Annotated in this window: 17 protein-coding genes; 12 read left to right on the top strand and 5 right to left on the bottom strand. The window is 56.3% G+C overall.

Annotated elements, in window-relative coordinates; genetic code table 11:
• Positions 1-84 (top strand): stress response protein AzuC, encoded by an 84-nt coding sequence (azuC, locus tag ACUW6V_RS03115; RefSeq protein ID WP_015386592.1) that lies wholly within the window; start codon positions 1-3, stop codon positions 82-84.
• Between the two features lie 186 nt (positions 85-270).
• Positions 271-519, top strand: coding sequence for a DUF2766 family protein (locus ACUW6V_RS03110; RefSeq protein ID WP_004387991.1), 249 nt, complete (start codon positions 271-273; stop codon positions 517-519).
• 25 nt (positions 520-544) lie between these two features.
• Here the strand turns inward: ACUW6V_RS03110 and ACUW6V_RS03105 are convergent, their stop codons facing one another.
• The 4 genes from ACUW6V_RS03105 to ACUW6V_RS03090 form a co-directional block, all read right to left on the bottom strand.
• Positions 545-1,147 carry a LysE family translocator gene (locus ACUW6V_RS03105; protein WP_032988417.1) on the bottom strand — a complete coding sequence of 201 codons (603 nt, stop codon included), beginning with the start codon at positions 1,145-1,147 and terminating at the stop codon, positions 545-547.
• Positions 1,148-1,184: 37 nt separating this feature from the next.
• Positions 1,185-2,027, bottom strand: coding sequence for an AraC family transcriptional regulator (locus ACUW6V_RS03100; protein ID WP_004387993.1), 843 nt, complete (start codon positions 2,025-2,027; stop codon positions 1,185-1,187).
• Between the two features lie 98 nt (positions 2,028-2,125).
• Positions 2,126-3,469: an anaerobic C4-dicarboxylate transporter gene (locus tag ACUW6V_RS03095; protein ID WP_105605822.1), complete on the bottom strand. Its 1,344-nt coding sequence runs from the start codon at positions 3,467-3,469 to the stop codon at positions 2,126-2,128.
• 201 nt (positions 3,470-3,670) lie between these two features.
• A complete protein-coding gene (locus ACUW6V_RS03090) occupies positions 3,671-4,171 on the bottom strand; it encodes a non-heme ferritin-like protein (protein WP_004384878.1) in 501 nt (166 codons plus the stop codon).
• 466 nt (positions 4,172-4,637) lie between these two features.
• On the opposite strand from ACUW6V_RS03090, the gene ACUW6V_RS03085 reads away from it, so the two are divergent.
• From ACUW6V_RS03085 to otsA, 6 genes are all read left to right on the top strand, one after another.
• On the top strand, positions 4,638-5,144 hold the full coding sequence (locus tag ACUW6V_RS03085; RefSeq protein WP_454037983.1) for a cupin domain-containing protein: 507 nt from the start codon (positions 4,638-4,640) through the stop codon (positions 5,142-5,144).
• A 288-nt stretch (positions 5,145-5,432) separates the two neighbouring features.
• Entirely contained in the window at positions 5,433-6,422 is a 990-nt protein-coding gene (gene araF / locus ACUW6V_RS03080; protein ID WP_004384880.1) for an arabinose ABC transporter substrate-binding protein AraF, read from the top strand.
• A gap of 63 nt (positions 6,423-6,485) precedes the next feature.
• Complete coding sequence (araG, locus tag ACUW6V_RS03075; RefSeq protein ID WP_454037982.1) at positions 6,486-8,000, top strand: L-arabinose ABC transporter ATP-binding protein AraG; 1,515 nt, start codon at positions 6,486-6,488, stop codon at positions 7,998-8,000.
• 10 nt (positions 8,001-8,010) lie between these two features.
• Positions 8,011-8,994: an arabinose ABC transporter permease AraH gene (gene araH / locus ACUW6V_RS03070; RefSeq protein ID WP_029039203.1), complete on the top strand. Its 984-nt coding sequence runs from the start codon at positions 8,011-8,013 to the stop codon at positions 8,992-8,994.
• Positions 8,995-9,170: 176 nt separating this feature from the next.
• On the top strand, positions 9,171-9,971 hold the full coding sequence (otsB, locus tag ACUW6V_RS03065) for a trehalose-phosphatase (RefSeq protein WP_007850904.1): 801 nt from the start codon (positions 9,171-9,173) through the stop codon (positions 9,969-9,971).
• Entirely contained in the window at positions 9,946-11,370 is a 1,425-nt protein-coding gene (otsA, locus tag ACUW6V_RS03060) for an alpha,alpha-trehalose-phosphate synthase (protein ID WP_007776021.1), read from the top strand. Before otsB ends, otsA begins: the two co-directional genes overlap by 26 nt.
• A gap of 43 nt (positions 11,371-11,413) precedes the next feature.
• Here the strand turns inward: otsA and uspC are convergent, their stop codons facing one another.
• Positions 11,414-11,836: a universal stress protein UspC gene (gene uspC, locus ACUW6V_RS03055; protein WP_004384885.1), complete on the bottom strand. Its 423-nt coding sequence runs from the start codon at positions 11,834-11,836 to the stop codon at positions 11,414-11,416.
• 812 nt (positions 11,837-12,648) lie between these two features.
• Here uspC and flhD point away from each other — a divergent pair.
• From flhD to motB, 4 genes are all read left to right on the top strand, one after another.
• The gene (flhD, locus tag ACUW6V_RS03050) at positions 12,649-12,999 is read left to right on the top strand and encodes a flagellar transcriptional regulator FlhD (protein WP_004384886.1); all 351 of its coding nucleotides are present in this window, start codon (positions 12,649-12,651) and stop codon (positions 12,997-12,999) included.
• 3 nt (positions 13,000-13,002) lie between these two features.
• Entirely contained in the window at positions 13,003-13,584 is a 582-nt protein-coding gene (flhC, locus tag ACUW6V_RS03045) for a flagellar transcriptional regulator FlhC (protein ID WP_004384887.1), read from the top strand.
• Positions 13,585-13,715: 131 nt separating this feature from the next.
• Complete coding sequence (gene motA / locus ACUW6V_RS03040; RefSeq protein WP_004384888.1) at positions 13,716-14,603, top strand: flagellar motor stator protein MotA; 888 nt, start codon at positions 13,716-13,718, stop codon at positions 14,601-14,603.
• Entirely contained in the window at positions 14,600-15,532 is a 933-nt protein-coding gene (gene motB, locus ACUW6V_RS03035) for a flagellar motor protein MotB (RefSeq protein ID WP_007776016.1), read from the top strand. The genes motA and motB overlap by 4 nt, the downstream gene beginning before the upstream one ends.

Here is a 15,532-nt window from a genome sequence, read left to right as displayed (position 1 = left end):
ATGAAACTGCGTAAAATCCTTAAAAGCATGTTTGAAAATTACTGCAAAACCTTCAAAGACGTTCCGCCAGCCGGGATGTTCTGATAAAAAACCTGCCGCTGGCAGGTTTTTTTATGTCCGCATTTCTTGTTATACCCGCCATTGCCTCGTTCTGAAACCCTTAGTGCTGATTTATGAAATGGTGGTTCATTTTGAAACCTTCAGCGTGCCAGGTTCGCAATTGCCGGGCTTTGCCGCTACTATGTGCGCCTTCACGCTAAGGAGAATGCAATGTCCCAATCCCTCACTGCCGAAGATGAACTGGTTTCCGACGTCGTCGCCTGCCAGTTGGTGATTAAACAGATCCTGGACGTTATCGACGTCATCGCGCCGGTAGAAGTGCGCGACAAAATGGCGAGCCAGCTGAAAAGCATCGATTTCTCCGGCCATCCTTCCGCCGATCCGGTGACGCTGCGCGCCATTCAGAAAGCGGTGGCGCTGATTGAGCTGCGCTTCACCCCGCAGAACGAAGCGCACTAAGCAAAACGGCCCCGCGGGGCCGTTTTCAGTTAAAAAATCCCATCCAGGCGCAGGCGAACAGCCACAGCGCCATCAGCCGTTGAAAGCGCACCAGCGATGCCGGGCTGCGAAACACCCGCTGCACGCCGCTGCCAAGCCAGGCCCAGGCGGCGAGGCACAGCAGCGAAATCACAAGAAAGCCCAGTGCCTGAAACGAAAGTGTGGTGAGCGCGCGGCCGCTGTGCGGCGCGAAGACCGTCACGACCGCCATCGCCATCATCCAGGTTTTCGGGTTAATCAGCTGTAATGCCGCCGCCGCGCCGGCGCCAAACGGTTTGCTCGCCTCGCCCGAGAGCGAGACCGCGGGTGAACGGAACAGCTGCCAGCTCATCCACGTCAGCCACAGCGCGCCAGCAAGCGCCATCAGACGCGCAAGCCAGGGGGCATGGCGCAGCGCTTCACCCGGCCCGACGCCGCACATCAGCACAATAGCGCTGGAGGCCAGGCACGCGCCGACAACCGCGGGCAGCGTCGCGCGGGTGCCGTAACGCTGGCTGTTGGAGAGAATCAGAATATTGGTCGGCCCCGGCGTAATCGAGGCCACAAAAGCGAAGAATAAAAAAGGCAGTTGTTGTGTAAGCAGGCTCATAGCATCTCCCGTTGTCTGAGCCTTTATCCTGCGTGACTCAGGCGCTGGCGTCTGGAAGATTCGTGCAGAGTTTGCGGTAGTGGGCGGGCGATAGCCGATAGGCGCGCTGGAACCAGCGCCCCAGATGGCTTTGATCGGCGAAACCGAGCGCCGCCGCCACGTCCACAGGCGTCATGCCGCGCGCAAGCATCGCTCTGGCGCGGGCGAGGCGCAGTTGCACCAGCCAGGCGTGGGGTGCCATACCAAAGGCGTGCTTGAACGTGCGCGACAGCGTAAAGCGGTCGGTGCCGAGCGCCTGTGCCAGTTCCGCCAGCCCGATATTCTCACCGAGATGCGCATACAGATAATCACGGGCGCGCTGCGCCATCTGCGCGTCGCGAATTTCACCTGGCAGCCGTTTGCGCCACTGGCACTGGTGCGTGAGCTGGCTTAACAGGTTATCCATCACGCCCTGCTGCACAATGCGCATTTCATCGTGATGCAGCGCGGTGAATGTCGAGGCAATCGCCTGTACCAGCGCGGGCTCACGGGCGATGGTGCGGGCGAAGTATAGCTCGTAGCTGTCCGGCACGGCGGCGTAGAGCCCGCCGAGCGTTTCCCGCAGCCAGCGTTCATCGAGATAAAACGTGAGATAGGTAAAGCCGCCCGCCAGCGGCGCGTCGCCGTCATGGGTTTCGCCAGGCTCCAGCAGAAACGCCGCACCCGGCGTGCTCTGGTGACGCTCACGGCGACAGTGAAACTGCTGGGTACCGGCGAGCGTCATGCCCACCAGATAGCTGTCGTGCCAGTGCGGATCGTAAGCGTGGCCTTCAAAATGGGCGCGGATGGTTTCGATGCCGGTGTCAGCGTGCTGACGTAATTCAATCCAGTCTTTAGCCATAGCGTCTCCTGTGAAAGGAAACTCTAGCATAACGAGTCTTTAACAAAAGTCTGGAAGATTTGTGCAGGCGGCCCGCAGACCGCCCTGTTTGAGACGCATCAGAAGAAGAGTTGCACCAGCAGATAGCTGGCAGCGCAGGCGCAGCTGACGCCAATCAGCCCCGGCAGGATAAAGCTGTGGTTTAAAATGAATTTGCCGATGCGCGTGGTGCCGGAGCGGTCAAAACCGATGCAGGCGAGGTCGCTTGGATAGGTCGGCAGCACGAAATAGCCGTAAGAGGCCGGGAAAAACGCCACCAGCATTTTCGGCTCGACGCCCAGCATCAGCCCCATCGGTGCGACCGCGGTCAGCGCCGCCGCCTGGCTGTTCACCAGTTTAGAAACCAGAAACAGCACGATCGCGTAGGTCCAGGGGTGGCTTTTCACCACGCCTTCCAGCGCCAGTTTCAGCTCGTTTAAATGCGCCTGGAAAAAGGTGTCGCTCATCCACGCCACGCCAAACACCGAGAAAATCGCCACCATCCCGGCTTTAAACACCGCACCGCTGGAAATGGACGCCGCGTTCACTTTGCAGACGACGAGCATCACCGCGCCTGCAATCAGCATCATCATCTGGATAACCAGATTCATGGAGAGCGGGGTGATGTTGCCTTTCACCTCAAATGCCGGACGCAGCGCGGGGATCGCGCCGAGCAGCACCACCAGCGCAATGGCGGCGAAGAAAATCCACGTGGACCACCAGGCGTGTTTGTCAAAGCGCTGATTCATCAGCGTTTCGCTGCCGCCATAGAGGTATTCACGCTGTTTCGGGTCGCGCAGACGCGCCTGGAACGCCTCGTCGTCTTTTAAATCTTTACCGCGCCGCAGGCTCCAGAGCGCGGCGACCAGCACGCCGAAGAGCGACGCCGGTACGGAAACCGCGAGAATTTCCAGAATGCTCCATGCCTCGCCAACGCCATGCTGCGCGCCGAGAATCGACACCAGTGATACCACGGCGACCGACACCGGCGAGGCGGTAATCGCCATTTGTGAGGCGACGGACGCCACGGCCATCGGGCGTTCCGGGCGTATGTCTTTCTTCAGCGCGATGTCGGCAATAATCGGGAACATGGTGTAGACCACATGCCCTGTGCCGCACAGAAACGTCAGCGTCCAGGTGGTGAGCGGTGCCAGCAGCGTGATGTGCTGTGGGTGACGGCGCAGCAGGCGTTCTGCGAACTGCATCATCACGTTCAGGCCGCCCGCGGTTTGCAGCGTGGCGGCGCAGCCTATCACCGCAAGGATGGTCAGCATCACGTCCACCGGCGGCTTGCCCGGCTCCAGCCCAAAGATAAAGGTTAAAAGAAACAGCCCGATGCCGCTGATGAGGCCAAGCCCCATCCCGCCGAAGCGGGTGCCTGCCAGCAAACACAAAATAATGACGATAAATTCGAGAGTAATCATAAGGCTCCTGCCACGTAACATGCGTTGAATCGCAGAAGCATTACAGAATGCAGGGTTAATCAACGGGAGCCAGATCGTATTTATAAAAACCTAACAAAAACAATACATTATTAACGTATCGATAACGTTGAGCGAAAAGAAAGGGAAGGAAAAGCGAAGGAAAACATAAGCGCCCTCAGGTGAGGGCGCGGGGGATAAAAATCAGGGGGTCTGTTCCATCATGACAAGCAGACGCTGGTCCGCTTCTTCGGCACACAAGCCAGCCTGACGGGCCTGAGTGAGTTCGTTAAGAATGGTCGCGAGCAGCGCTTCGTCCTGGCGCAGCTCCTGTTCAAACTCGCCAAGCATGGCGAGCATCGCGTCATCACGCGCCGCCTGCGCTTCGCTCATCAGACGCGCCAGCGCCGCATGGCGTCCGCCAAGCTCATCCTGCATCTGGTGGAAAATCGCTTCCAGGCTTGAGCAGTCGGGTTTCACCGATTTTAGCGCGCCGACCACCGGGTTCGCGCCGGTCTGTTTAAGGTAATCGAATAATCGCATCATCTGGGTTACGTTGTGCTGCGCCTGCTGGCGCAGTACCGTCGCGCTGCCGTTCAGGCTCTGCTGCGCGCACCAGTCGCTGTAATACAGGCACAGGTTGGATGCGTAAAATTCCTGATTCATTTGTGCATTGAGTTTCTGCACCACGCCGAGGGGAGCCATATAAATATCCTTATTGACAGGGTTAAAGAGAACGGTCGTTGACCGCGACGCGTGTACGCTTGCCCGTCAGGTCCTGGCGGGTGGCCACGTGTCAGCCGTTATAAAACGTAAGCATCATCGATCCCTGATGTATTAAGCCTGGTATAACTGTGGCTATTTGCCAGTCCAACCGATTCTTTCTTAAAACGTGACGCAGCGCTGGAATGCTTCCGGGGCGACCTTCGTTGTCGGTACGCCCGACGCAGCGGATACGTTTTATTCTCGTTTAAGCAAAAAGCAATGAAAAAGCGCGTTGTTGCTGACGACAGGGGGTGAGGGAAGCGCATTATGCCTGTCGATATATTATGGTGGCTAAACATTACGATGAATCGCGGCGCGCGAACACGCCGATCACATCGATTCCCCTGGTAAAGCGGGGGGATACGGCGGGCTATACTTACGCTTTGTTCGCGACAAGGAGGAGAGTATGACTAACGCGTGTGAAACGCTGTATCTGCGTGAGCCTTGCGGCGGCGTGCCGAATAACGTGCTGCCAGTGCTGCTTTATCGCCATGTGTTGCCTGACGACGCCGACGACGCGGCGGTCTGGTTTGAACAGCGCTTCGGGCAGCATCAATGGCCGGCACGCTGGCGCTACCCGGTTTTCACTTACACCCATTTTCATACCAACACGCATGAAGTGCTCGGTATCTATGCGGGCGAGGCGCAGATCCAGTTAGGCGGTGAAGCGGGGCCCGTTGTCACGCTTCGCACCGGCGACGCGGTGCTGATCCCGGCAGGTGTCGGGCATAAGCAAATCGACGCCAGCGCCGATTTCATGGCGGTGGGCGCGTACCCGGAAGGGCTGTCGCCCGATAAGTTCCTGGATGAACCCGCGCAACTGGCGCAAACGCGTAAAAATGTGGCGCAAGTGGCAACGCCCGGGCGCGATCCGCTCTATGGCACAGAAGGCGGTCTTGTCACCCTCTGGTAACGGTCAGGGATTCTCTGGCTGGGCTTATGGATATATCTGCTAAACCCTCGTTGAATCATCATACATATCGGGCCAGATTTATGCCCGATATTGCTGTATTTATGTACGCAATCACTGTAATTCTATGATGTGATTTCGCTCTCCTATGGAGAATTAATTTCCCGCTAAAACTATCTCCAGCGTTCGCCGCTTCCGGGAGGGAACGGCTAATACGTTGTTTTCTGTCCGATTAAAAGAACCTTTCAGGTTTTTACCCTGCATAAAAGAAAGCTAAAGCTGGAGATAACCATGCACAAATTTACTAAAGCGCTGGCGGCCATCGGGCTCGCCGCCGTTATGTCACAATCCGCTATCGCAGAAACCATGAAGCTCGGTTTTCTGGTGAAACAGCCTGAAGAGCCGTGGTTCCAGACCGAATGGAAATTCGCTGATAAAGCGGGCAAAGACCTGGGTTTTGAAGTCATCAAAATTGCGGTGCCGGATGGCGAGAAAACCCTCAACGCCATCGACAGCCTGGCGGCGAGCGGGGCGAAAGGCTTTGTTATCTGTACGCCAGACCCGAAACTCGGCTCGGCGATTGTCGCGAAAGCGCGCGGCTACGATATGAAAGTCATCGCCGTGGATGACCAGTTCGTGACCGCCAAAGGCAAACCGATGGAAACTGTGCCGCTGGTGATGATGGCCGCGACCAAAATCGGCGAGCGCCAGGGCCAGGAACTCTATAAAGAGATGCAAAAACGCGGCTGGGACGTGAAAGAAACGGCTGTGATGGCGATTACTGCCGACGAGCTCGACACCGCGCGTCGCCGCACCACCGGCTCCATGGACGCGCTGAAGGCGGCAGGCTTCCCGGAAAAACAGATCTATAAAGTCCCGACCAAATCCAACGACATCCCCGGCGCGTTTGACGCTGCCAACTCCATGCTGGTTCAGCATCCTGAAGTGAAACACTGGCTGGTGGTCGGCATGAATGATAACACCGTGCTGGGCGGCGTGCGCGCCACCGAAGGACAGGGCTTTAAAGCGGCTGACGTTATCGGCATCGGCATCAACGGCGTGGATGCGGTGAGCGAGCTGTCCAAAGCGCAGGCCACCGGTTTCTACGGTTCACTGCTGCCAAGCCCGGACGTACACGGCTATAAATCCAGCGAAATGCTCTACAACTGGGTGACCAAAGGGGCAGAGCCGCCGAAATTCACCGAAGTGACCGACGTGGTGCTCATCACCCGCGACAACTTCAAAGAAGAGCTGGCGAAGAAAGGTCTTGGCGGCAAGTAATGGGCGATTTATCGCGGTTCGGGCGCGCCTGCGCGCCCGCTTTTTGAGTGGCCCGGAGGTAACATGCAGACATCGTCACCTTATCTTTCGTTTCGCGGCATCGGGAAAACCTTTCCCGGTGTGAAGGCGCTTTCGGATATCAGCTTCGACTGCCACGCAGGCCAGGTTCATGCGCTGATGGGCGAAAACGGCGCCGGTAAATCGACACTGTTAAAAATTCTCAGCGGCAACTACGCGCCGACCACCGGCACTATTGCCATCAAAGGCGAAGACGTTACGTTTAGCGACACCACGGCAGCGCTCAACGCGGGCGTCGCCATCATCTACCAGGAGCTGCATCTGGTGCCGGAGATGAGCGTGGCGGAAAACATCTATCTGGGCCAGATCCCCCACAAGGCCGGGATAGTCAACCGCTCGCTGCTCAACTACGAAGCGAAGCTGCAACTGGAACATCTGGGGCTGGATATCGACCCGCAGACCCCGCTGAAATATCTCTCCATCGGCCAGTGGCAGATGGTGGAAATCGCCAAAGCGCTGGCGCGCAACGCCAAAATCATCGCCTTCGACGAGCCGACCAGTTCGCTGTCGGCGCGTGAGATTGAACACCTGTTCCGCGTTATCCGCGAGCTGCGCAAAGAAGGGCGCGTCGTTCTTTATGTGTCGCACCGTATGGAAGAGATCTTCGCGTTAAGCGATGCCATCACGGTGTTCAAAGATGGCCGCTATGTGCGCACCTTTAGCGACATGCAGCAGGTGAACCATGACAGCCTGGTGCAGGCGATGGTCGGGCGCGATCTCGGTGATATCTATGGCTGGCAGCCGCGCAGCTATGGCCCCGAGCGGCTGCGTCTTGAGGCGGTGAAAGCGCCGGGCGTGCGCACGCCGGTGAGCCTGAGCGTGAAGAGCGGCGAAATCGTCGGCCTGTTTGGGCTGGTGGGCGCCGGGCGCAGCGAATTAATGAAAGGCCTGTTCGGCGGCACGCGCATTACCAGTGGCCAGGTGCTGATCGACGGCGAGCCGGTCGCTATCCGCGCGCCGGGCGACGCCATTCGCGCGGGCATGATGCTCTGCCCGGAAGACCGCAAAGCCGACGGCATCATTCCGGTACATTCGGTGCAGGACAACATCAACATCAGCGCGCGGCGCAAGCACATCAGCGCGGGCTGTCTTATCAATAACGGCTGGGAGCAGGAGAACGCCCGCCATCATATCCGCTCGCTGAATATCAAAACCCCAGGCGCTGAGCAATTAATTATGAATCTCTCCGGCGGCAACCAGCAGAAGGCGATTCTCGGCCGCTGGCTGTCGGAAGAGATGAAAGTGATTCTGCTCGATGAGCCGACCCGCGGGATTGACGTTGGGGCGAAACATGAAATCTACAACGTGATCTACGCGCTGGCGGCGCAGGGGGTGGCGGTGCTCTTCGCCTCCAGCGATCTGCCGGAAGTCCTCGGCGTGGCCGACCGCATTGTTGTGATGCGTGAAGGCGAAATCGCCGGTGAATTACTGCACGAGGAGGCCAGCGAATCAACGGCGCTCAGCCTCGCTATGCCCAAAACCAGCCAGGCTGTCGCTTAAGTAAGGAGAAATTATGTCATCACTAACCACATCCGGTGCGCCGAAGTCCTCATTCTCCGTGGGTCGCATCTGGGATCAGTACGGCATGCTGGTGGTCTTCGCCGTGCTGTTCCTCGCCTGCGCTATCTTCGTGCCGAACTTCGCCACCTTTATCAATATGAAAGGCCTGGGGCTGGCTATCTCGATGTCCGGGATGGTGGCCTGCGGCATGTTGTTCTGCCTTGCCTCCGGGGATTTCGACCTCTCGGTGGCGTCTGTCATCGCCTGCGCGGGCGTTACCACGGCGGTGGTCATTAACATGACCGAAAGCCTGTGGCTCGGCGTCGCGGCGGGCCTGCTGCTCGGCATTGTGAGCGGGCTGGTCAACGGCTTTGTTATCGCGAAGCTTAAAATTAACGCGCTGATCACCACGCTTGCCACCATGCAGATTGTGCGCGGCCTCGCGTATATCATCTCCGACGGTAAAGCGGTAGGCATCGAAGACGAAAGCTTTTTCACCCTCGGTTATGCCAACTGGCTCGGCCTGCCGGCACCTATCTGGCTGACGGTCGCCTGTCTTATCGTGTTCGGCTTCCTGCTCAATAAAACCACCTTCGGGCGTAACACACTGGCGATTGGCGGTAACGAGGAGGCCGCGCGTCTGGCGGGTGTGCCGGTGGTGCGCACCAAGATTATTATCTTTGTGCTCTCAGGCCTGGTCTCCGCCGCAGCGGGTATCATCCTCGCCTCGCGCATGACCAGCGGCCAGCCGATGACCTCCATCGGTTATGAGCTGATCGTGATTTCCGCGTGCGTGCTGGGTGGCGTTTCTCTGAAAGGCGGCATAGGAAAAATCTCGTATGTGGTGGCGGGTATCCTCATCCTCGGCACCGTTGAAAACGCGATGAATTTATTGAATATCTCCCCGTTCGCACAGTACGTGGTGCGTGGCCTGATCCTGCTTGCGGCGGTGATTTTCGACCGTTACAAACAGAAAGCGAAACGCGTTGCGTAACGCATTTTCTCCCGCGTAATTCCCTCTAAAAACGCCTTCCGGCCTGTTTTTTCAGACAGGCGGAAGGCGTTGCCGAATGGCGACACTCGTCACACTGTCTATACTTACACGGTCATTAAAACTATCAGATAACCTCAGGGTTAGCTGTTTAACCCGTAAGGAAGGAGGAAACACTGGTGGCCGAAGTGTTAGCTGTACCGCCCGTAACCCGCGAAAATCTGGCCTTTTTTTTCGACCTTGACGGCACGCTTGCCGACATCAAGCCGCACCCCGATCAAGTGTTCATTCCCTCCGATGTTCGTCGCCTGCTGCAAAAACTCGCCGACATGAATGACGGAGCTCTGGCATTGATTTCAGGACGTTCCATGACGGAGCTGGACCAGCTTGCCGCGCCGCATCGCTTTCCGCTGGCCGGGGTCCACGGGGCAGAGCGTCGTGATATCCGTGGTCAGAACCATGTCGTGTCGCTGCCGGAATCGCTGGTCGCACATCTGCATCAGCAACTGGAAGCGGCGCTTGCACAGATGCCTGGCACGGAGCTTGAGGCGAAAGGCATGGCGTTCGCGCTGCACTATCGCGGCGCGCCGGAGTATGAAGACCAGATTTTGGCGCTGGCGGAAGGCATCGCCAGCGAGCATAAGCAGCTGGGGCTGCAACCGGGCAAATGCGTAGTGGAGTTAAAACCGCTGGGCATTAATAAAGGCGCGGCTATCGAGGCATTCATGAAAGAAGCGCCGTTCGCAGGCCGCGTACCGGTTTTTGTGGGTGACGATCTCACCGACGAAGCCGGATTTTACGCTGTAAACCAGCTCAATGGCATTAGCGTCAAGGTCGGGCAGGGGGATACCCAGGCGAAGTGGCAACTCGCCGATGTCCCGGCCGTCCACGCGTGGCTGGAGCAATTAGTTCAAGAACAAGAAAAAAAAACGTCAAATAAAAGGAGAGAAGGCTATGAGTCGCTTAGTCGTAGTATCTAATCGTATCGCCCCGCCGGATGATAAAAAAAGCAGCGCCGGGGGCCTCGCGGTAGGGATACTGGGAGCGCTGAAAGCAGCAGGCGGCCTGTGGTTTGGCTGGAGCGGTGAAATCGGCAATGAGGATGCCCCGCTTAAAAAAGTCACTCGTGACAATATCACCTGGGCGTCATTCAACTTAAGCGAGCAGGATCACGACCAGTATTACAACCAGTTCTCCAACGGCGTGCTGTGGCCCGCGTTCCACTACCGTCTGGATCTGGTGAACTTCCAGCGCGAAGCGTGGGAAGGCTATCTGCGCGTTAACAGCCTGCTGGCGGATAAACTCAAACCGCTGATTGAGCCAGACGATAATCTGTGGATCCACGATTACCACCTGCTGCCGTTCGCAAGCGAACTGCGTAAGCGCGGCGTGAATAACCGCATCGGTTTCTTCCTGCATATTCCGTTCCCGACGCCGGAAATCTTTAACGCGCTGCCTACCAACACCGAACTTCTGGAGCAGCTGTGCGATTACGATCTGCTGGGCTTCCAGACGGAAAACGACCGCACCGCGTTCCTGGACTGCCTGGCGATGCAGACGCATCTTTCTACCAGCAGCGACGGGGAGCATACCGCGTACGGTAAAACCTTCCGCACGGAAGTCTATCCGATTGGTATTGAGCCTGAAGAGATTGCGCAAGCCTCCGCAGGCCCGCTGCCGCCGAAACTGGCGCAGCTTAAGGCTGAGCTTGCCAGCGTGAAGAATATCTTCTCAGTGGAGCGCCTCGACTACTCCAAAGGGCTGCCGGAGCGTTTCCAGGCGTTCGAGACGCTGCTGGAGAAATACCCGGAGCACCACGGCAAAATTCGTTATACCCAGATAGCGCCGACGTCACGCGGCGATGTCCAGGCTTATCAGGATATACGTCATCAGCTGGAAACGGAGGCAGGGCGTATTAACGGGAAATATGGCCAGCTCGGCTGGACGCCGCTCTATTACCTCAACCAGCACTTCGACCGTAAGCTGCTGATGAAGGTCTTCCGCTACTCTGACGTGGGCCTGGTGACGCCGCTTCGCGACGGGATGAACCTGGTGGCGAAAGAGTATGTCGCCGCGCAGGACCCGAAAAACCCGGGCGTGCTGGTGCTTTCACAGTTTGCGGGCGCTGCCAATGAACTGACCGCCGCGCTGCTGGTTAACCCTTACGATCGCGACGATGTGGCGGCTGCCCTTGACCGGGCGCTGAAAATGCCGCTCGCGGAGCGTATCGCGCGCCACAGCGAGATGCTGGAGATTGTCCGTAAAAACGACATCAATCACTGGCAGGAGGCCTTTATTAAAGATCTAAAGCAGGTAACGCCACGCAGCCCTGAACGCGAGCTGCAAAACAAGGTGGCGACCTTCCCGAAACTGGCGTAATACGCCGTCTGCGCTTCCCGGGCGCCCGCCCGGGAACGTCATCCTAATCGAGCGCCACCAGCAGAAGATCGGTTTTGCTGGTGGCGACAATTTTTTTCGACAAACAGACCGCTTTACTGAACAGGTTGTGATTGTGATTGCCGCAGATCACGAGATCGATGTCATCTTTTTCACATATATCGCGAATATATTCTCCAGGCTCTCCGGTAGCGATTATGGTTTTATTAATCGGATATCCGGCCCGGCTTTTCAGGTCTTCCAGAAACGTTTTCGTCTCTTCAAACATGATGTCGCGCAAATTTTCTAGCATTGGCGCTGACATTTGATTAAAGAGTTCCGGATCCGTGGCGATAGTAATAAGAGAGATTTTGCCGTTGACGGGTTTAACGATAGAGACCGCGCGGGTGATAAGCCGGTAGCTTTCTGGTGTCACCGCCACGGCAACGAGTACATGGGAATAGCTCATAGTGATGTCCTTTCGCCAGAGAGAACTGCAGGAAGCAGCCATAATGAAATAGTACGACGTACACGCCCCGAAAGAATGTGAAGCCGCTTTAATAACGGTGAAACACGGCTTTTGAATACATTAGCTATTCTTATCAAAGGAATAATTTAACCATTATTTCCGTTCTGTAATATCTTGTAACATAAGTGCAGGATGCATCCTGACACCGCTTTATCCCCTTTTCGTTCAAAAATGCATCATTAGCATGCTTCTTATTATTTGACGTAACTCACTGTTTTAAATCGGTAAGTTGATTTAAGTACTCCCCGGATAGTACTGTTTCTTTTATAGTGACCACCCGTGATCACGTGATGTTAAATAGTTGCAAATGTAAAGTATGGCCGACTGCTACACCGTAGTTAAGGGTGAATGAATATTCGGAATTTTACGCATTGCCAGGCGTCTGTTTGGTTAATTTTTATACAAAAGAAAAGCAATCCTGATGGTTTTTTAGTGACTTTTTCCGAAAATATGTGATACTCGTCACACTTTTTCCAAAATCTTTTCACAAGCACGTTGTGTGAACGGTGTCCGCCGAGTACGATTTGCTCGATTTAGGAAAAATCTTAAGCAAGTGTAAGGAAATGATGAAAGGCGTGCACGGAGCCTGCCAGGGACAATCGAATTTGACGGGAACACTGTTCACCGACAAGTCTGGTTTCACCGATGCATTTTGGCCGTAACGATTTATTTTTTTACCGGGATTTGCCCGGCGACATCACGGGGTGCGGCTTCGCCGCGTTAAAATAATAGTTTGTTATTGGATGGGAAAAATGCATACATCCGAGTTGCTGAAACATATCTACGACATCAACCTGTCATATCTGTTACTTGCACAGCGTCTGATCAGTCAGGATAAAGCGTCTGCGATGTTTCGCCTGGGAATTAGCGAAGAGATGGCGTCCACACTGGGCGACCTGACTCTGCCGCAAATGGTGAAACTGGCTGAAACGAACCAGCTTGTCTGTCAGTTCCGTTTTCAGGATCATCAGTCGATCACGCGTTTAACACAAGAATCACGCGTTGACGATCTGCAACAGATCCACACCGGTATTCTGCTCTCTACGCGTCTGCTCAACGAAGCCAGCGGCACCGAAGACGTCGCCAGGAAGAAAAGGGCATAACGTATGACCGACAAGAGCATTGTTCAGGAAGCCCGTGATATCCAGCTCGCCATGGAACTCATTACCCTTGGCGCACGTTTACAGATGCTGGAAAGTGAAACGCAACTTAGCCGCGGTAGACTCATCAAACTTTATAAAGAGCTGCGGGGCAGCCCGCCGCCAAAAGGTATGTTGCCCTTTTCCACGGACTGGTTCATGACCTGGGAGCAGAACATCCACGCATCGATGTTCTGTAACGCCTGGCAGTATCTGCTACGCACCGGGTTGTGTTCAGGCGTTGACGCGGTTATCAAAGCGTACCGTCTGTACCTGGAGCAATGCCCGCAAGAAAACGAAGAAGGCCCGCTGCTGGCGCTGACTCGCGCCTGGACGCTGGTCCGTTTCGTGGACAGCGGAATGCTTGAATTATCGCGCTGCAACAGCTGCGGCGGTAATTTTGTTACTCATGCACACCAGCCGGTTGGCAGCTTCGCATGCAGCCTGTGCCAGCCACCGTCTCGCGCCGTAAAAAGACGTAAACTTTCGCGAGATGCTGCCGATATTATTCCACAACTGCTGGATGAACAGGTCGAACAGGCCGTTTAACCGGATAGGTGTGGAAAACCACTCCAGCAGCGGCCCAAAAGGCCGCTGCTTTTTTTTTCCTAACTGAAACCGGCAACGTTTTCTGCTCACCTGAACATCCTCGCCATAGCCAACAGCGGAAGGATGATGTCGTGCTGATTTTAATAGGTTACCTGGTCATTCTGGGAACGGTCTTCGGTGGTTACATGATTACCGGAGGAGAGCTTGGTGCACTCTATCAACCTGCTGAATTAATCATTATCGGCGGGGCGGGTGTGGGTGCGTTTATCGTCGGTAACAACGGGAAAGCCATCAAAGGCACGCTGAAGGCGCTGCCGCTGCTGTTTCGCCGTTCGAAATACACCAAAAGTATGTACATGGATCTGATGGCACTGCTGTATCGCCTGATGACCAAATCGCGCCAGCAGGGCATGTTCTCGCTGGAGCGTGATATCGAGAACCCGAAAGAGAGCGAAATCTTCACCAGCTACCCGCGCATTCTGGCGGACAACACCATGCTGGAGTTCATCACCGATTATCTGCGTCTCATCATCAGCGGCAACATGAACACTTTTGAGATTGAAGCGCTGATGGACGAAGAGATCGAAACGCACGAAAGCGAGGCGGAAGTCCCGGCCAACAGCCTGGCGCTGATGGGCGACTCGCTCCCGGCGTTCGGGATCGTGGCGGCGGTAATGGGCGTGGTGCACGCGCTGGCGTCGGCTGACCGTCCGGCGGCAGAGCTCGGCGCGCTTATCGCGCACGCGATGGTGGGGACATTCCTCGGCATCCTGCTGGCTTACGGCTTCGTGTCGCCGCTTGCGACCGTGCTGCGCCAGAAGAGCGCCGAAACCACCAAAATGATGCAGTGCGTGAAAGTGACGCTGCTGTCGAGCCTTAACGGTTACGCGCCGCCTATCGCCGTAGAGTTTGGTCGTAAGACGCTCTACTCCAGCGAGCGTCCGTCCTTCACTGAGCTGGATGAACACGTTCGCGCGGTGAAATCGCCTAACCAGCAGCAGGTGACAGAAGACGCATGAAAAACAGCAACCACCCCGTCGTTATCGTAAAAAAGCGCAAGCATAAAGGCCACGGCGGCGGTTCGCACGGCTCGTGGAAAATCGCTTACGCCGACTTTATGACAGCCATGATGGCCTTCTTCCTGGTGATGTGGCTTATCTCCATCTCCAGCCCGAAGGAGCTGACGCAGATTGCGGAATATTTCCGCACGCCGCTGTCGGCCGCCATCACCGGCGGGCATCGCATCGCCGATAGCGAAAGCCCGATTCCGGGGGGTGGAGATGATGTCACGCAGTCGCAGGGCGAAGTGAAAAAACAAGAGCCGAATATCGACGAGCTGAAAAAACGCATGGAGCGTAACCGCCTGCAAAAACTGCGTGGCGATCTGGATCAGCTTATCGAAGCGGACCCGAAACTGCGTGCGCTGCGCCCGCATCTGCGCATCGATCTCGTGCAGGAAGGGCTGCGTATTCAGATTATCGACAGCCAGAATCGCCCGATGTTTAAAACCGGCAGTGCCGAAGTCGAGCCGTATATGCGCGACATTCTGCGCGCCATCGCGCCGGTGCTGAACGGGATACCGAATAAAGTGAGCCTGTCAGGCCACACCGATGATTTCCCGTACGCCAACGGCGAACGCGGCTACAGCAACTGGGAACTCTCGGCAGACCGCGCCAACGCGTCGCGTCGCGAGCTGGTTATCGGCGGGCTTGATGATGGCAAAGTTCTGCGCGTGGTGGGCATGGCCGCCACGATGCGCCTGGCGGAGAAAGGCGCGAATGAAGCCCTGAACCGCCGCATAAGTTTGCTGGTACTCAACAAGCAGTCGGAAGATGCCATCGTGCATGAAAACGCCGAAAGCGAAAATGAGTCACTGAGCGTATTACAACAACCGGGCGCCGTCCCCCCGGCCTCAAACCCAACACCGTCCCAACCGGTTACGAGGTGA

The sequence above is a fragment of the Cronobacter sp. 153480017-3 genome (assembly GCF_053627815.1).
This window is presented reverse-complemented; position numbering and strand designations above follow the sequence as displayed.